We start from the raw sequence: 14250 nt of genomic DNA, 5'->3' as shown, positions 1-14250 counted from the left end.
TCGTTCTCTTTGTTGTGGGTGAATCAGATGCTCAGGGTGCACTCCAGTACCCAGAAGCCAGGCTCCAGCAGGGCGCGGGGCAGGTCGCTGGTGTAAAGGGCGTGCTGGTAATCGAGGCGCAGACGGGTGTCCGCCAGGCTCAGTTCGATGCCGGCGGCTGCGCCTGCCAGGCGCTGCGAGGGCTTGCCAGTGGCTGGCCGGGCCCAGCCCACATCAAGGCCGAGGTAAGGGCGTATCTGCAGGGGCTGGGCCCAGTTCGCCGGCAGCGGTTGGCTGAAGGTATTGCGCCAGGCCGCGCCACTGGCCCCGGAGTAGGTGCGCAGGCGAAAACCCCGTACGGTCGAATCGTCACTGACCAGCAACTGTTCGATGGCCGGCAGCGCGTCGTCGCTGTACTGCAGGGCCAGTTCGCTTTGCCAGCGCCAAGGCGCGTTTGCCGGCCCCTGGCGCAGGTGCAGGAGGCTGGCGCGGTACTTGCGAAAGTCCGGGCGCAGGCGTTCCACGCCCAGCGGCGATGCATCGGCAGCGAACCAGTCCAGGCCTTGGGCAACGCCCACATACCCGTTCCATAAGCCGCCTTCGAGCCACAGCAGGTTGATACCCGCCTCGACACTGGTGAGCGTTGGGCTCTGCTGGGTGACAATGGCGCCGGCGCTGCGGTTGATCAGTTGCTTGCGGTCCAGCCTTGCGCTGGCGCTGAGCATGCCTTGCTGGTTGCGCCACAGTACCCGCTCGATGCTCAGGCCCTGGTAGCTGCTGCTGCCGTCGCTGGTGTGTCGGCTGTGCGGCAGGGGCGCGTCGTAGGCCAGCTGGCTGGCGTTGAGGGCAAAGGTCCAGGGGCCGTAAGGCACGCTGTAGTACAGCGTGATGCCTTGGGTCTGGCCGGGGGCGTGGAAAACGCTGGAGAGCAGCGAGACGCGCAGGTCGTCATTCAGGCCCAGCGGGCTGTCCAGGCCAAGGCTCAGGTTCAGGCGGTGGCGGCCAGTCAGCTCGCTGCCGCGGTTGTCCATACGCGCGTCCAGGTGCCCGCGCGAGCCGAGCTTGCGGGGCTGTAAAAGCACCCGGGTACCGCCTTGCATGTCCCCCGGCAGCAGGTCCATGCCCAGGTCGTAGGCACGCAGGCGGTTGAGTTGGTCGAGCCCTTGCTCGAGGTCGGGCAGGTACAGGGGCTGGCCCAGTACGCCAGGGAAGGCGCCGCTCAGCGACAGAGGCAGCGCCGGGCCGGCGAGCTCGATGGTTTCGACGAAGCCTTCGACGATGACGATGTCCAGTGGCGCACCGTCCTGAGGCTGCTGGCGCAGGTAAGGGCGGCTGGTTGGAAAGCCAGCGCTGACATAGCGCTGGGTGATGCGCTTGAGCAGGCCATTGATGTCATCGACGCCCATGCAGGGCGGCATCCGGTCGCGCAGCAGGGGCTCTAGCGCCTGATCCGAAAGTTGGCGGTTGCCTGTGATGCGCAGGCCGGTCACGGCCCAGCACTGGCTGTCGAACCTGTGGCTGGCAGGTTGCTCGGCGTTCTCGGGCAAAGGAGGCTGCTGCCAGCGCTTGAGCCGCTGTTGCTGTTCGAAGTCCCGCAGTGACTGCTGCTGGTCGCGCAGTTGCAGGCTGGCGGGGTCGTCAGCCAAGGCCGTGGACGTGGCCAACAGGCCCGCCAGGCACCCGGCAAGCAGGCTGCTGGCGATGTGGCGGAATCGGCATGGCATGGAACATCCCCGCAAGTGGCGTACGGATTACGTACTCGTTTGCGTGGATGCTAAAAATTCATGCCATCGGTTGGATGCAGTCCCCGGCCTTCGCAGGGCGTAGGGGAGGTGTGCATTTGGAGTATGAAAGGTCCTACAGGCTCAGTCTGCTTGTAGGACTATCAGGGGCGAATCTCGATCAGCGTGCCATCGCGGACCAGCTCCCACACTTCCTGCATGTCGCGGTTACGCATGGCGATGCAGCCATCGGTCCAGTCGAGGGTGTGGAAGTACCACTCGGGGTAGTCATCGTTGATCGGCGTGCCATGGATCATGATCATGCTGCCGGCACTCCAGCCTTCGCGGGTGGCGCGGGCGGCGTCGCTGATGTTCGGGTAGGTGATGTGCATGGCCAGGTTGAAGCGGTCGCTTTCCTTGCGCCAGTCCAGCCAGTACAGGCCTTCCGGGGTTTTCTTGTCGCCTTCGCGTTCCTTGGCGCCCTTGGGCTGTTTGCCCAGGGAGATGCGGTAGGTCTTCAGCGGCTCGCCGCGGCTGATCAGCTGCAGGCGCCGCTCGGACTTGATCACCAGCACCTTGTCGATCAGCGGCTGCATGGCCGCCTGGGACTGCGACTGTACCGGCGCGGGCGGTTGCGGCTTGCGAATGATGACTTCGGTGAAGGCCGCCTGGGACACCGTGGTAACGCAAAGGCAGAAAAGGGCGAACAACCAACGCATGAAGCAGTACCTGCGAGCTTAAGTGGTGGGCGAAACAGTCATCGGCGGCAGGTATTCATGGCCTATCGGGTAGTGCTGCCTGATGCGGTCGCGATAATAGCATTCTAGTGTGCGAGTGACGGTGCGGAAAGCCAGCTCGCCCCACGGTATTTCGTGTTCCTCGAACAACCGCACCTCCAGGCTTTCGACACCGACGGCGAAGTCCAGGTCGGCCAGCTCGGCGCGGAAGAACACATGCACCTGGTTGATGTGCGGCAGGTCGAACAGTTGGTACAGGGCCATGTCGCCGACCCGGGCAGAGGCTTCCTCGACGGTTTCGCGACGGGCGGCCTGGTCGAGGGTCTCGCCGTTTTCCATGAAACCGCCCGGTAGCGTCCAGAAGCCGCGGCGCGGCTCGATGGCTCGGCGGCACAATAATACCTGGCTGCCCCAGGTGGGCAGCACCCCGGCGACGATGTTGGGGTTCTGGTAGTGGATGGTCTGGCAATGCTCGCAGACGAACCGCAGGCGGCTGTCGCCCTCGGGGATCCGCTGAATGACCGGCTGGCCGCACGCGCTGCAGAATTTCATGCTGTTCTTCCTTATTGACCGGGTTATCTTGGCGCGCCAGGCGGGGCCACCGCAAGCGTGCGGGGCTTGGGTGCTTCGCGGCTTTGGTGCATCATGCAAGGCAGGCCTTGGAAACGAGAGTGCGCAATGCTGGACGAGCTACTTCGCCGTATGAGCAACCACCAACCCGCTTCACTGGAAACCGACCGACGGTTCCCCGAGGCGGCGGTACTTTTGCCCATCACCCGCAGCGAAGCGCCCGAGCTGGTTTTGACGCTGCGTGCCAAGGGGCTTTCGACCCATGGCGGCGAAGTGGCCTTTCCCGGTGGGCGCCGCGATCCGGAAGACCCGGACCTGGTGTTCACCGCGCTGCGTGAGGCCGAGGAAGAAATCGGCCTGCCCCCCGGCCTGGTGGAGGTGATCGGCCCGCTCAGCCCGCTGATCTCCCTGCACGGCCTGAAAGTGACCCCGTTCGTCGGCTTGATCCCGGATTTCGTCGAATACCGCGCCAACGATGCCGAAATCGCGGCAGTCTTCAGCGTGCCGCTGGAGTTCTTCCGTCAGGACCCGCGTGACCACACCCACCGTATCGATTACCAGGGCCGCAGCTGGTACGTGCCCAGCTATCGCTATGGCGAGTACAAGATCTGGGGGCTGTCGGCGATCATGATCGTCGAACTGGTCAACCTGCTGTATGACGCCGGTATCAGCCTGCACCAACCCCCCGAGCGCTACATCGAAATCTGAGCGGGGCACACCCCGCCGTCTGCGTGAACCTCTGAGGAGCGAACATGAAATACCGCCTGGGCGACCATCGGGTCGAATGCCACCCCACCAGCTGGGCCGCACCCACCGCCACCCTGATCGGCAAGGTGCGCCTGCAGGCCCGCGCCAGCGTGTGGTTCGGTGCCGTGCTGAGGGGTGACAACGAACTGATCGACATCGGTGAGGACAGCAATGTCCAGGACGGTACCGTGATGCACACCGACATGGGCTCGCCGCTGACCCTGGGCAAGGGCGTGACCATTGGCCACAACGCCATGCTGCATGGCTGCACGGTCGGCGACTACAGCCTGATCGGCATCAACGCGGTCATCCTCAACGGTGCGCGCATCGGCAAGCACTGCATCATCGGCGCCAACGCGCTGATCCCCGAAGGCAAGGAAATCCCCGACGGTTCGTTGGTGATGGGCTCGCCGGGCAAGGTGGTGCGCGAGCTGACCGAACAGCAGATGCGCATGCTCGAAGCCAGCGCCGCACACTATGTACACAATGCCGAGCGTTATGCGCGGGAACTGGTGGTCGACGATGAGTGAAGTTGCAGCAGAGCGGCCGGTGGCGTCGCCTTGCGTGAGCATTTGCGCGCTGGACGAGCAGGATATCTGTACCGGCTGCCAGCGCACCGTGGCCGAGATCGGCCGCTGGGGGCGGATGGACAACAGTGAACGCCGGGCGGTGCTGAAGCTTTGTCATGAGCGTGCAGTGGCGGCCGGCCTGATTATTGGGCACTGACCGCAAAATCAAGTAATCTGTGCGGCTTGCCCACAGATCACTCGCCATGTTCTATCTCATTGCCTATATCAGTAGCGTAGTGCTGATCAACTACGCCTTCTCCAGCGCCCCGCACCTGGACATCATCTGGTCCTGCTGGGGCGGCCTGGTGTTCATCCTGCGCGACATGGTGCAGACCCGCTACGGCCACGGCGCGCTGATCGCCATGCTGCTGGCGCTGGTACTGTCGTATGCCACCTCGGAGCCGGCCATCGCCCTGGCCAGCGCCACCGCGTTCTTCGTCTCCGAACTGATCGACTGGCTGGTGTTCAGCATCACCCGGCGGCCACTGCGTGACCGCCTGTGGCTGAGCTCGGCGCTGAGCATTCCGGTGGATACCTTCATCTTCTTCGGCATGATCGGCGCCCTGACGCCGGCGGTGATCGGCACCGCCATGGCCTCGAAATTCGCCGGGGTCACGGCCGTCTGGCTGGCCATGGCATTTCGTGCGCGGCGGGCCGCTGTGGCGGGTTGATGGTGTAGAATACCGGTCCTTTTTCAGCGGGCCGTGCCAAGCCTGGCGCGGCCCCGGACGCCTTCGAGGACCTGAAATGACCCGTATCGGAACCCCATTGTCGCCTACCGCGACCCGTGTACTGCTCTGCGGCTGTGGCGAGCTGGGCAAGGAAGTGGTGATCGAGCTGCAGCGCCTGGGCGTCGAGGTGATCGCCGTCGACCGTTACGCCAATGCCCCGGCCATGCAGGTGGCGCACCGCAGCCACGTGGTCAACATGCTCGATGGCGTTGCCCTGCGGGCGATCATCGAAGCGGAAAAGCCGCACTACATCGTTCCGGAAATCGAAGCCATCGCCACCGCCACGCTGGTCGAGCTGGAGAATGAAGGCTTCACTGTCGTGCCAACCGCCCGCGCCACCCAGCTGACCATGAACCGCGAAGGCATCCGCCGCCTGGCCGCCGAAGAGCTGGACCTGCCGACCTCGCCGTACCACTTTGCCGACACCTACGAGGACTACGCCAAGGCCGTGGCCGATGTCGGCTACCCGTGCGTGGTCAAGCCGGTGATGAGCTCCTCGGGCAAGGGCCAGAGCCTGCTGCGCAGCGATGCCGACCTGCAGAAGTCGTGGGACTACGCCCAGGAAGGCGGCCGCGCCGGCAAGGGCCGGGTGATCATCGAGGGCTTCATCGACTTCGAATACGAAATCACCTTGCTGACCGTGCGCCATGTGGGCGGCACCACCTTCCTCGAGCCGGTCGGCCACCGTCAGGAGAAGGGCGACTACCAGGAATCCTGGCAGCCACAGGCCATGAGCGCGAAAGCCCTGGCCGAGTCGCAGCGCGTGGCCAAGGCGGTCACCGATGCACTGGGTGGTCGTGGCCTGTTCGGTGTGGAGCTGTTCGTCAAGGGCGACCAGGTGTGGTTCAGCGAAGTCTCGCCGCGCCCGCACGACACGGGCCTGGTGACCCTGATTTCCCAGGACCTGTCGCAGTTCGCCCTGCATGCCCGCGCCATTCTCGGCCTGCCGATTCCGGTGGTGCGCCAGTTCGGGCCGTCGGCTTCGGCGGTGATCCTGCCGGAAGGCCAGTCGCAGCAGACCAGCTTCGCCAACCTGGGCGCTGCCCTGAGCGAGCCGGACACGGCCATCCGCCTGTTCGGCAAGCCGGAAATCAACGGCACCCGCCGCATGGGTGTGTGCCTGGCGCGTGATGAGTCGGTCGAAGCGGCGCGGGCCAAGGCGACCCGTGCTGCGCAGGCGGTCAAGGTCGAGTTCTGAGCCAGCAGGGGCTGCTTTGCAGCCCTTCGCGGGCAAGCCCGCTCCCACAGAGATCGGCATGTTCCCTGTAGGAGCGGGCTTGCCCGCGAAGGGCCGCAAAGCGGCCCCAATCTCACAGCTCGGTATTGCGGGTCTCTTTCAGGCACAGCACCGCAATCAGGCTGATCACCGCCGCCGCCGACACATAGCCCCCCACCCAGCTCAAGCCGCCCATGCTCACCAGCTTCTGGGCAAAGAACGGCGCCGCCGAGGCACCGACAATGCCGCCCAGGTTGTACGCCGCCGAAGCGCCGGTGTAACGCACATGGGTCGGGAACAATTCAGGCAGCAGTGCCCCCATCGGTGCAAAGGTCACCCCCATCAGGAACAGCTCGATGGCCAGGAACAGTGCCACGCCAGTGGTCGACCCCGAGGTCAGCAGCGGCTCCATGGTGAAGCCCGACGCCACTGCCAGCAGGCCGCCGACAATCAGTACCGGTTTGCGCCCGTAACGGTCGCTGAGCCAGGCCGACAGCGGCGTGGCCAGGGCCATGAACACCACGGCGAAGCACAGCAGGCCGAGGAAGGTCTCGCGGCTGTAGCCCAGGGTGGTCACGCCGTAGCTCAGCGAGAACACCGTCGAGATATAGAACAGCGCGTAGCACACCACCATGGCGGCTGCGCCCAGCAGGGTCGGCAGCCAGTACCTGGCGAACAGGTCGACCACTGGCAGCTTCACCCGCTCGTGGCGGGCGACGGCTTTGGCGAACACCGGGCTTTCTTCAAGCTTCAGGCGCACATACAGCCCCACCAGCACCAATGCGGCGCTGAGCAGGAACGGGATGCGCCAGCCCCAATCGCGGAACTGTTCATCACTGAGCAGCATGGCCAAGGTCAGGAACAGGCCGTTGGCAGCCAGGAAGCCGATCGAAGGGCCAAGCTGCGGGAACATGCCGAACCAGGCGCGTTTGCCTTCTGGCGCGTTCTCGGTGGCCAGCAGTGCTGCGCCACCCCATTCGCCGCCCAGGCCCAGGCCTTGGCCGAAGCGCAGCAGGCAGAGCAGGATCGGTGCCCAGACGCCGATGCTGTCATAGCCTGGCAGCACGCCGATCAGCGTGGTCGACAAGCCCATCAGCAGCAGCGAAGCCACCAGTGTCGACTTGCGCCCGATGCGGTCACCGAAATGGCCGAACAGTGCCGAGCCCAGCGGGCGGGCGAGGAAGGCGATACCGAAGGTGATGAACGCCGCAAGCATCTGCGCAGTGCCCGACCCGGACGGGAAGAACACCGGGCCGATCACCAGCGCGGCAGCGGTGGCATAGACGTAGAAATCGTAGAACTCGATGGCGGTGCCGATGAAGCTGGCAGTGGCTACCCGCGCGGGCGAGTTGACCGGCGCGGCAGGCGCTTGGGCGTAGGTGCTGGTGGTCATTAAGTAGGTCCCTAACAGTCTGGTCCGCTCCATGGGCTTTGTCTGCGCTGTATGCATGGGTTGCAGGCACAGCTTGGCGGACGCCGGAGCGTATTGTTCTTGTGTTCGCGCGACTGACGGTTGGCCCGAGGAGGGTAGGGGCGAGGCGGGCACTGTTCGGGGTATTGAAGCAGGACCGCGGGGCGTGTCAGTGGAGCGGACTGGCCGTGGGGCGCCGGGTGCGGGTAGCAGGCGGAACGGCGGGGCTGGGTAAGCGTGACCCGAGTATAGCTATCGGGTCACGGTCCACACCAGTACCTTGCTGGCGCAATTGTCCTCTGTTTCGAGGATTTCCAGGCGATAGCGGCCGATCTTCAGGCAAACGGCGCTTTCCGGGATGCTTTCGAGGGCTTCGGTGACCAGCCCGTTGAGGGTTTTCGGGCCGCCGTCGCACGGCAGGTGCCAGCCCAGGGTGCGGTTGATTTCGCGCAGCGATGCGGTGCCTTCGATGACGAAGGTGCCATCGGGCTGCGGGTGCACGTGCGGGTTGTCGAGGCTCTGTTCATCCTCGAATTCGCCGACGATCTCCTCGAGGATGTCCTCCAGGGTGACGATGCCCAGCACCTCGCCGTATTCGTCCACCACCACGCCCAGGCGCCGCTGTTGCTTGTGAAAGTTCAGCAGCTGCATCTGCAGCGGTGTGCTTTCCGGCACGAAGTAGGGTTCGTAGCAGGCGCCCAGTAGTTGCTCCAGGGTCAGCTCGGCCTTGGGCAGCAGGTGGCTGATGAGCTTGGTGTTGAGGATCGCTTCGACCTGGTTGATGTCGTTGTGGTACACCGGCAGGCGCGTGTGCCGGCTGACGATCAGCTGCTCGATGATGTGCTCGATGGGGTCGTCGAGGTTGATGCCATCGACTTCGTTGCGCGGCACCAGGATGTCATTGACGGTGATCTTGTCCAGCGACTGCAGGCCGTCCAGCAGGCCGTGGCGCGGCGCCTCGTGCTCGTCGTCTTCGTCGAAGTCGTCATCTTCCTGTGGGTGCAGGGCCACCGCCGTGGGCTGCACGCGGAACGGCCGCAGCATCAGCTTGGCGATGCCGTCGAACAGGCAGGCCAAGGGTTGCAGCAGGGCCAGAGGGAATGGCCGCAGGCTCAGGCCAAGGCTGATGAAGGCTTGTGGGTTGCGCCGGGCCAGGCGCCGCGGCAGGAACTCGGCAAACACCAGCAGGGCTGCCACGGCGGCCAGGCCAGCCAGCCAGAAGCCGTGCTCGCCGTTCTGGCGTTGGCCGATCAGGCAAGCCAGGCCCAGCACCAGCAGCTTGCCCAGGCTGGCGCACAGCACCAGGGCCTGGGCCGGCAGCAGTGGCTGGCCGTCGTCGCCATTGCGCAGCGAGCCGTTGAGTTGCAGGCGGGCGGCGTCCACGGCGGTGAACAACGCCGACCACAGTAGCGCCAGTGCCAGAATGCCGAGTAGCGGTGCGTACGGCAGGGTGTCCATGGGCGGCCGTCAGATATGCAGGATGAATTCGCGAACCAGCTTGCTGCCGAAATAGGCCAGCATCAGCAGGCAGAAACCGGCCAGGGTCCAGCGGATCGCCTTGTGCCCGCGCCAGCCCAGGCGGGTGCGGCCCCACAGCAGCACGCTGAACACGATCCAGGCGATGCAGGCCAGTGAGGTCTTGTGCACCAGATGCTGGGCGAACAGGTTCTCGAGGAACAGCCAGCCGGAAATCAGTGACAGCGAGAGCAGGCACCAGCCGGCCCAGAGGAAGCCGAACAGCAGGCTTTCCATGGTCTGCAGTGGCGGGAAGTTGCGGATCAGCCCGGACGGGTGCTTGTTCTTCAGCTGGTGGTCCTGCAGCAGCAACAGCAGCGACTGGAACACCGCGATGGTGAACAGGCCATAGGCCAGGATCGACAGCAGGATGTGCGCGAGGATGCCCGGTTCTTCGTCGATCAGCGGCACCGTGCCGGGTGGGGCGAACTGCGCCAGCAGGGCGGTGACGGCGCCGAGCGGGAACAGCAGTACCAGCAGGTTCTCCACCGGGATGCGCAGGCAGGCCACCAGTGTCAGGGCGATGACTGCCACGGCGATCAGGCTGGCGGCGCTGAAGAAGTCCAGGCTCAGCCCCAGCGGGGTGATCAGCTGGAAGAACAGTGCGCCACCCTGGGCGACCACGGCGAGGGTACCGAGCAGGCCAAGCAGGCGTTTGTCGGCCTTGCGGCCCTGGGCCAGGAAGGCGCCCTGGTAGATGGCCGCAGCTATATATAAGGCGGCGGCGATCAGGTTGGGGATGAGGCTGGGTGAGGAAACCATAAGTCCTGGTTGCAGAGCCCTGAAAGAGACGGAGTTTGGCATAGAACGCCACCGGCCATCCAGACCGATCGGCAGTGAGGTGTGCGCCGCCGTCGCACTTCGTTATAATCGCCGCCTTGCTGTGCCTGGCGGGTGTGCATTTCCCCCTCGGGCGCCTGACAAACCTCGGCTTTTACTGGGCCTGAAAGGATCACCATGTTCGAAAACCTGACCGACCGCCTGTCACAGACGCTGCGCCATGTCACCGGCAAGGCCAAGCTGACTGAAGACAACATCAAGGACACGTTGCGCGAAGTGCGCATGGCCCTGCTCGAAGCCGACGTTGCCCTGCCGGTGGTCAAGGATTTTGTCAACAGCGTCAAGGAACGTGCGGTCGGCACCGAGGTGTCGCGCAGCCTGACCCCGGGCCAGGCGTTCGTGAAGATCGTCCAGGCCGAGCTGGAAAGCCTGATGGGCGCGGCCAACGAAGACCTCGCGCTGAACGCCGCACCGCCGGCCGTGGTGCTGATGGCAGGCTTGCAGGGTGCGGGCAAGACCACCACCGCCGGCAAGCTGGCGCGCTTCCTCAAGGAGCGCAAGAAGAAGAGCGTGATGGTGGTTTCCGCCGACGTCTACCGCCCGGCGGCGATCAAGCAGCTGGAAACCCTGGCCAACGACATCGGCGTGACCTTCTTCCCGTCCGACATCAGCCAGAAGCCGGTGGCCATCGCCGAAGCGGCGATCCGCGAAGCCAAGCTCAAGTTCATCGACGTGGTCATCGTCGACACCGCCGGCCGCCTGCACATCGATGCCGACATGATGGCCGAGATCAAGGCGCTGCACGCCGCGGTCAAGCCGATCGAGACCCTGTTCGTGGTCGACGCCATGACCGGCCAGGATGCTGCCAACACCGCCAAGGCCTTTGGTGAAGCCCTGCCGCTGACCGGCGTGGTGCTGACCAAGGTCGACGGTGACGCGCGTGGCGGTGCCGCGCTGTCGGTGCGTGCCATCACTGGCAAGCCGATCAAGTTCATCGGTATGGGCGAGAAGACCGAAGCCCTCGAACCGTTCCACCCCGACCGTGTCGCCTCGCGCATCCTCGGCATGGGCGACGTGCTCAGCCTGATCGAGCAGGCCGAGCAGACCATCGACAAGGCCAAGGCCGACAAGCTGGCCAAGAAGCTGAAGAAGGGCAAGGGCTTCGACCTCGAAGACTTCCGCGACCAGCTGCAACAGATGAAGAACATGGGCGGCCTGGGCGGCCTGATGGACAAGCTGCCGAGCATCGGTGGGGTCAACCTGTCGCAGATGGGCAATGCCCAGGGCGCGGCCGAGAAGCAGTTCAAGCAGATGGAAGCGATCATCAACTCGATGACCCCGGCCGAGCGTCGCGACCCCGACCTGATCAGCGGTTCGCGCAAGCGCCGCATCGCCCTCGGTTCCGGCACCCAGGTGCAGGACATCGGCCGGCTGATCAAGCAGCACAAGCAGATGCAGAAGATGATGAAGAAGTTCTCCGCCAAGGGCGGCATGGCCAAGATGATGCGCGGCCTGGGCGGGATGCTGCCGGGCGGCGGCATGCCGAAGCTGTAACCCCTATTTTGGGCGCCTGCTTTCAAACGGGCGGGCGCCCGGAACTCCCGCTTCGGCGGGGCAACGGCCGCGGATTCCGTGGCTTAACCGGCAAATCTGGACGGTAGGGCAGAACTCTGCCGAAAAAGGCATTTGCAAATGTCCGTGTATTCCCTGAGAATATGCGGCCTTTTGGGCACCCGTGTGCCTATTTGGCATTCAGATTTGCAGCACCGACTATAGGAACAATGTTCACATGGTAACCATTCGTCTGGCCCGTGGCGGCTCGAAAAAGCGCCCATTCTACCACCTGACCGTGACCAACTCGCGTAACGCCCGTGACGGCCGTTTCGTTGAGCGCGTAGGTTTCTTCAACCCGATCGCCGCTGGCGCTGAAGTCAAGCTGTCGGTCAACCAAGAGCGCGTCAACTACTGGCTGAGCCAGGGTGCACAGCCGTCTGAGCGCGTTGCTCAGCTGCTGAAGGACGCTGCCAAGGCTGCTGCCTAAGTAGTATGAACGCGACGCCAGAAAAGGCTGACGACCTCATCGTCGTTGGCAAGATTTTTTCGGTTCACGGCGTTCGCGGCGAGGTGAAGGTGTATTCCTTTACCGATCCGATTGAAAACCTGTTGGATTATCCGCGCTGGACGCTTCGGCACGAAGGCAAGGTAAAGCAGGTAGAGCTGGTCAGCGGTCGTGGCTCCCAAAAGGGCCTGGTCGTGAAGTTGAAAGGCCTCGATGATCGCGATGAAGCCCGTCTTCTGAGCGGTTACGAAATCTGCATTGCGCGGAGCCTTTTGCCCAACCTGGCTGCCGACGAGTACTACTGGTACCAGTTGGTGGGCCTGAAGGTCATCAACCAGGACGAACACCTGTTCGGCAAGGTCGATCACCTGTTGGAGACCGGTGCGAACGATGTAATGGTGGTCAAACCCTGCGCAGGCAGCCTGGATGATCGCGAGCGTCTGTTGCCCTATACGGCGCAATGTGTGCTCGATATCGACCTGGAAGCAGGCGTGATGCGGGTTGAGTGGGACGCGGACTTCTAAACGATGGGTAACCTTCGCGTAGACGTCATCACGTTGTTCCCCGAGATGTTCTCGGCCATCACGGAGTACGGCATTACCAGCCGCGCGGTGAAACAGGGGTTGCTTCAGGTGACGTGCTGGAACCCGCGGGACTACACCACAGATCGCCACCATACCGTGGATGATCGGCCGTTTGGCGGTGGTCCGGGCATGGTGATGAAAATCAAGCCTCTGGAAGACGCCCTGGTTAGCGCCAGGCAAGCGACCGGAGCAGCGGCGAAGGTGATCTACCTCTCGCCACAAGGCCGCAAGCTGACTCAGCAGGCGGTCAAAGGCCTGGCCGAACAGGAATCGTTGATCCTGATCGCCGGTCGTTATGAAGGCATCGACGAGCGTTTTATCGAGGCTCATGTCGATGAAGAGTGGTCGATTGGCGACTATGTGCTTTCCGGTGGCGAGCTGCCGGCCATGGTACTGATCGATGCGGTTACACGGCTGCTGCCCGGAGCTTTAGGGCATGTGGACTCGGCGGAGGAAGACTCCTTCACCGATGGTCTGCTGGATTGCCCGCACTACACCCGGCCTGAGGTGTATGCGGATCAGCGTGTTCCCGACGTGTTGCTAAGTGGCAACCATGCACATATCCGGCGTTGGCGGATGAAGCAGTCCCTTGGTAGGACCTTCGAACGACGCGCCGATCTTCTGGAAAGTCGCTCGCTTTCTGGAGAAGAGAAGAAGCTGCTCGAGGAATATCTCCGCGAGCGGGACGATAGTTAAACGTATCGATGGTGGATCAAGTATCCATCTTAGGAGCACAGCATGACCAACAAGATCATCCAGCAGCTCGAAGCCGAGCAGATGAGCAAGGAAATCCCGACCTTCGCACCAGGCGACACCATCGTCGTCCAGGTTAAAGTGAAGGAAGGTGATCGTTCCCGTCTGCAGGCTTTCGAAGGCGTTGTCATCGCCAAGCGTAACCGCGGTCTGAACAGCGCCTTCACCGTGCGCAAGATCTCCAGCGGCGTAGGCGTTGAGCGTACCTTCCAGACCTACAGCCCGCAGATCGACAGCCTGGCCGTGAAACGTCGTGGTGACGTGCGTAAAGCCAAGCTGTACTACCTGCGCGACCTGTCCGGCAAAGCCGCTCGCATCAAGGAAAAACTGTCCTGAGTGCAGTTTGCCTGGTGGCCTAAGGCCCCTTGCGAGAAAAAAGCAGCCTTCGGGCTGCTTTTTTGCATTCTGAAACCTGTGAAAAGTGACGGATATGACCAGCAGAGACCAGGAAATCCAGCGCCGCACCGAGCTGTCGGTGACCCGCGTGACCAAAGCCGTGTTCCCCAACACCACCAACCACCACAACACCCTGTTCGGCGGCACCGCGCTGGCCTGGATGGATGAAGTGTCGTTCATTGCAGCCACACGCTTCTGCCGGCTGCCGCTGGTGACCGTGTCCACCGACCGCATCGATTTCAAGCACCCGATCCCGGCGGGCTCGATCGTTGAGCTGGTGGGCTCGGTGGTCAAGGTGGGCAACACCAGCTTGCAGGTACAGGTGGATGTGTTCGTCGAGAACATGTACCTGGATGGGCGCGAGCGGGCGATCCACGGGGTGTTCAGCTTTGTCGCCATCGACGAGGACAAGCGCCCGGTGCCGGTGCTGCCTTAGGCCTGAGTTTTCCTGCGCTGGCCTCTTCGCGGGCAAGCCCGCTCCC

Annotated in this window: 16 protein-coding genes and 1 pseudogene; 11 read left to right on the top strand and 6 right to left on the bottom strand. The window is 63.7% G+C overall.

What is annotated here, in order from left to right; translation table 11 throughout:
• Positions 1-23: 23 nt before the first annotated feature.
• From CAF78_RS18345 to CAF78_RS18335, 3 genes and pseudogenes are all read right to left on the bottom strand, one after another.
• The gene (locus CAF78_RS18345) at positions 24-1703 is read right to left on the bottom strand and encodes a ShlB/FhaC/HecB family hemolysin secretion/activation protein (protein ID WP_085673404.1); all 1680 of its coding nucleotides are present in this window, start codon (positions 1701-1703) and stop codon (positions 24-26) included.
• 161 nt (positions 1704-1864) lie between these two features.
• Positions 1865-2284, bottom strand: a pseudogene (locus CAF78_RS18340) (murein L,D-transpeptidase family protein); the annotation flags it as partial.
• Positions 2285-2437: 153 nt separating this feature from the next.
• The gene (locus CAF78_RS18335) at positions 2438-2989 is read right to left on the bottom strand and encodes an NUDIX hydrolase (RefSeq protein WP_085673400.1); all 552 of its coding nucleotides are present in this window, start codon (positions 2987-2989) and stop codon (positions 2438-2440) included.
• Positions 2990-3115: 126 nt separating this feature from the next.
• On the opposite strand from CAF78_RS18335, the gene CAF78_RS18330 reads away from it, so the two are divergent.
• The 5 genes from CAF78_RS18330 to purT all read left to right on the top strand — a co-directional run bounded on the left by CAF78_RS18330 (position 3116) and on the right by purT (position 6252).
• Positions 3116-3715 (top strand): CoA pyrophosphatase, encoded by a 600-nt coding sequence (locus CAF78_RS18330; protein WP_027920115.1) that lies wholly within the window; start codon positions 3116-3118, stop codon positions 3713-3715.
• Positions 3716-3759: 44 nt separating this feature from the next.
• Entirely contained in the window at positions 3760-4284 is a 525-nt protein-coding gene (locus CAF78_RS18325; protein ID WP_085673398.1) for a gamma carbonic anhydrase family protein, read from the top strand.
• Positions 4277-4480 (top strand): DUF1289 domain-containing protein, encoded by a 204-nt coding sequence (locus tag CAF78_RS18320; protein WP_085673395.1) that lies wholly within the window; start codon positions 4277-4279, stop codon positions 4478-4480. Before CAF78_RS18325 ends, CAF78_RS18320 begins: the two co-directional genes overlap by 8 nt.
• Positions 4481-4526: 46 nt before the next feature.
• Positions 4527-4994, top strand: coding sequence for a VUT family protein (locus CAF78_RS18315; RefSeq protein ID WP_060512569.1), 468 nt, complete (start codon positions 4527-4529; stop codon positions 4992-4994).
• Between the two features lie 76 nt (positions 4995-5070).
• On the top strand, positions 5071-6252 hold the full coding sequence (purT, locus tag CAF78_RS18310) for a formate-dependent phosphoribosylglycinamide formyltransferase (protein WP_085673393.1): 1182 nt from the start codon (positions 5071-5073) through the stop codon (positions 6250-6252).
• Between the two features lie 112 nt (positions 6253-6364).
• Here purT and CAF78_RS18305 read toward each other — a convergent pair whose 3' ends face one another.
• From CAF78_RS18305 to CAF78_RS18295, 3 genes are all read right to left on the bottom strand, one after another.
• Positions 6365-7663: an MFS transporter gene (locus tag CAF78_RS18305; protein WP_085673391.1), complete on the bottom strand. Its 1299-nt coding sequence runs from the start codon at positions 7661-7663 to the stop codon at positions 6365-6367.
• Between the two features lie 270 nt (positions 7664-7933).
• Positions 7934-9139: a transporter associated domain-containing protein gene (locus tag CAF78_RS18300; RefSeq protein WP_085673389.1), complete on the bottom strand. Its 1206-nt coding sequence runs from the start codon at positions 9137-9139 to the stop codon at positions 7934-7936.
• Between the two features lie 9 nt (positions 9140-9148).
• Entirely contained in the window at positions 9149-9958 is an 810-nt protein-coding gene (locus CAF78_RS18295; RefSeq protein ID WP_085673387.1) for an inner membrane protein YpjD, read from the bottom strand.
• 195 nt (positions 9959-10153) lie between these two features.
• On the opposite strand from CAF78_RS18295, the gene ffh reads away from it, so the two are divergent.
• The 6 genes from ffh (at position 10154) to CAF78_RS18265 (ending at position 14204) form a co-directional block, all read left to right on the top strand.
• Entirely contained in the window at positions 10154-11530 is a 1377-nt protein-coding gene (ffh, locus tag CAF78_RS18290; RefSeq protein WP_008094479.1) for a signal recognition particle protein, read from the top strand.
• 235 nt (positions 11531-11765) lie between these two features.
• Positions 11766-12017 carry a 30S ribosomal protein S16 gene (gene rpsP, locus CAF78_RS18285; protein ID WP_003259424.1) on the top strand — a complete coding sequence of 84 codons (252 nt, stop codon included), beginning with the start codon at positions 11766-11768 and terminating at the stop codon, positions 12015-12017.
• A 5-nt stretch (positions 12018-12022) separates the two neighbouring features.
• A complete protein-coding gene (rimM, locus tag CAF78_RS18280; RefSeq protein ID WP_085673385.1) occupies positions 12023-12559 on the top strand; it encodes a ribosome maturation factor RimM in 537 nt (178 codons plus the stop codon).
• Positions 12560-12562: 3 nt separating this feature from the next.
• Complete coding sequence (gene trmD, locus CAF78_RS18275) at positions 12563-13315, top strand: tRNA (guanosine(37)-N1)-methyltransferase TrmD (RefSeq protein WP_003252146.1); 753 nt, start codon at positions 12563-12565, stop codon at positions 13313-13315.
• Positions 13316-13357: 42 nt separating this feature from the next.
• Entirely contained in the window at positions 13358-13708 is a 351-nt protein-coding gene (gene rplS / locus CAF78_RS18270; protein WP_023629812.1) for a 50S ribosomal protein L19, read from the top strand.
• Between the two features lie 94 nt (positions 13709-13802).
• On the top strand, positions 13803-14204 hold the full coding sequence (locus CAF78_RS18265; RefSeq protein WP_085673383.1) for an acyl-CoA thioesterase: 402 nt from the start codon (positions 13803-13805) through the stop codon (positions 14202-14204).
• Positions 14205-14250 lie beyond the last annotated feature (46 nt).

This window comes from Pseudomonas sp. R28(2017), assembly GCF_002112505.1.
Classification (GTDB): domain Bacteria; phylum Pseudomonadota; class Gammaproteobacteria; order Pseudomonadales; family Pseudomonadaceae; genus Aquipseudomonas.
This window is presented reverse-complemented; position numbering and strand designations above follow the sequence as displayed.

Bases quoted from the DNA above. Each gene is read 5' to 3' on its own strand.
- CAF78_RS18330 (WP_027920115.1), top strand. From the start codon at position 3,116: ATGCTGGACGAGCTACTTCGCCGTATGAGCAACCACCAACCCGCTTCA.
- CAF78_RS18295 (WP_085673387.1), bottom strand. From the start codon at position 9,958: ATGGTTTCCTCACCCAGCCTCATCCCCAACCTGATCGCCGCCGCCTTA.
- CAF78_RS18315 (WP_060512569.1), top strand. From the start codon at position 4,527: ATGTTCTATCTCATTGCCTATATCAGTAGCGTAGTGCTGATCAACTAC.
- rpsP (WP_003259424.1), top strand. From the start codon at position 11,766: ATGGTAACCATTCGTCTGGCCCGTGGCGGCTCGAAAAAGCGCCCATTC.
- CAF78_RS18320 (WP_085673395.1), top strand. From the start codon at position 4,277: ATGAGTGAAGTTGCAGCAGAGCGGCCGGTGGCGTCGCCTTGCGTGAGC.
- ffh (WP_008094479.1), top strand. From the start codon at position 10,154: ATGTTCGAAAACCTGACCGACCGCCTGTCACAGACGCTGCGCCATGTC.
- CAF78_RS18335 (WP_085673400.1), bottom strand. From the start codon at position 2,989: ATGAAATTCTGCAGCGCGTGCGGCCAGCCGGTCATTCAGCGGATCCCC.
- purT (WP_085673393.1), top strand. From the start codon at position 5,071: ATGACCCGTATCGGAACCCCATTGTCGCCTACCGCGACCCGTGTACTG.
- rplS (WP_023629812.1), top strand. From the start codon at position 13,358: ATGACCAACAAGATCATCCAGCAGCTCGAAGCCGAGCAGATGAGCAAG.
- CAF78_RS18325 (WP_085673398.1), top strand. From the start codon at position 3,760: ATGAAATACCGCCTGGGCGACCATCGGGTCGAATGCCACCCCACCAGC.
- CAF78_RS18305 (WP_085673391.1), bottom strand. From the start codon at position 7,663: ATGACCACCAGCACCTACGCCCAAGCGCCTGCCGCGCCGGTCAACTCG.
- CAF78_RS18265 (WP_085673383.1), top strand. From the start codon at position 13,803: ATGACCAGCAGAGACCAGGAAATCCAGCGCCGCACCGAGCTGTCGGTG.
- rimM (WP_085673385.1), top strand. From the start codon at position 12,023: ATGAACGCGACGCCAGAAAAGGCTGACGACCTCATCGTCGTTGGCAAG.
- CAF78_RS18345 (WP_085673404.1), bottom strand. From the start codon at position 1,703: ATGCCATGCCGATTCCGCCACATCGCCAGCAGCCTGCTTGCCGGGTGC.
- trmD (WP_003252146.1), top strand. From the start codon at position 12,563: ATGGGTAACCTTCGCGTAGACGTCATCACGTTGTTCCCCGAGATGTTC.
- CAF78_RS18300 (WP_085673389.1), bottom strand. From the start codon at position 9,139: ATGGACACCCTGCCGTACGCACCGCTACTCGGCATTCTGGCACTGGCG.